Source organism: Arenibacter sp. F20364 (assembly GCF_023015905.1).
GTDB lineage: Bacteria > Bacteroidota > Bacteroidia > Flavobacteriales > Flavobacteriaceae > Arenibacter.
In genome coordinates this window covers 1-1,317 of record NZ_JALKBD010000102.1, presented here as the reverse complement: position 1 = coordinate 1,317, position 1,317 = coordinate 1, and the positions used below count along the sequence as shown (strand labels likewise).

Below are 1,317 nucleotides of genomic sequence, written 5' to 3'. Positions count from 1 at the left end.
CACTAGTGTCCCATTAAAATTGGGACGTTTTAAAAATTAAATAAATTTGGCCCATTAAGCCTATTTCGTTCTTTGTCATTTTGAAATTTAGTTTTGCTAAAGAGTTCCCGAAGGTTCGTTTTATCGGTCAGGGAGATGCTTAATATCTGCAGCACTTCATAAGTACTTCTCTCCAGTTTCATATCGTGCTGAACGATGGCCACCAAACAATAGGTGCAGATGGCAGCATAGATCTGGATTCGCACGGCATTCTCGGTAGTACCCCAGAACTTTTTGATTTTAAGGTGTTGTTTCAGCCATTTGAAGAACAGCTCTACCTGCCAGCGGTTCTTATAAAGTTCAGCAACCTGTAGGGCTGAGATGTGAGTAGCATTGGTCAAAAAGACGAACTCCCGTTGTTGTAGTTCATCCCAGTATCTGACAAGCCGCAGTGACCCAGGATAGTACTGCTTTGGGTAAAATCCAGTCAACCCAATGGTCAGATCTGAAAGCACGTTCCTGGGCAATCTGCGTTTCCACTTGATGGATCTGTACTGCAGGTTATTCTTTGCCCTGATCACAAAGTAAGCACCTATCTGATGGATTTTATACAGCATCTTAAAGTTGTTATAGGCTCGATCAAATATATAGTAGGACCCTGGTTCATAAGGAATTTCTTTCATAACCTTTGAGTCGTGTACTGAAGCTTCGGTAATATGAAAAAATGCCGGTATCTGTGTTTCCACATCATACAAGGTGTGTACTTTGATGCCACCTTTTCTCCTTCGGAACTTTGCCCACCAGAATACGGAAAGACACAGGTCGATCGTTGTCGAATCGAAAGCATAGACGTGGCCACTCAGATCGAAGATGTTGGTAGTTCTGGTTTCTCTGGCCTGATTTACCAAATAGTAGGCATACTCCTCAAAGATATGGTAATCCCTGTCCTGATTGGCCCTTGCCAAAGATGATTTAGAGACATTCTTCCCCATTCCCAAATGATAACATTTGGATCGGTGGGCATCAAGTGCGATTACCAGATCCCTAAGGCTTTCACGATTGGAGAGCTGGCCGAACATCAAAGCGAGCAACTGGTTCCAGCAGGTGAAGTGCTTCACATATTTATCCCCCCGATAGGTACGAACAATATAATTGAACTTGTTTCTATCCAAAAAGGAAACAAGCTGTGAGAAAACGAATTTGTCTTTATGCATTGCAAATCTGTATAAGAATTGCAAAAGTTAAAATTGAAATCCGTTTAATCGAAAAACCTCTGTAACTAACTATATTTCAAATATTTCAAAGAACTATTTTAGATTTTAATGGGACAGTAATGAA

The 1,317-nt window shown here is 40.9% G+C and carries 1 protein-coding gene; it reads right to left on the bottom strand.

The genetic code is table 11. The features are described from left to right. Window positions 1-29 precede the first annotated feature (29 nt). Window positions 30-1,193: an IS4 family transposase gene (locus MWU84_RS23875; protein ID WP_093980379.1), complete on the bottom strand. Its 1,164-nt coding sequence runs from the start codon at window positions 1,191-1,193 to the stop codon at window positions 30-32. Window positions 1,194-1,317: the final 124 nt, after the last annotated feature.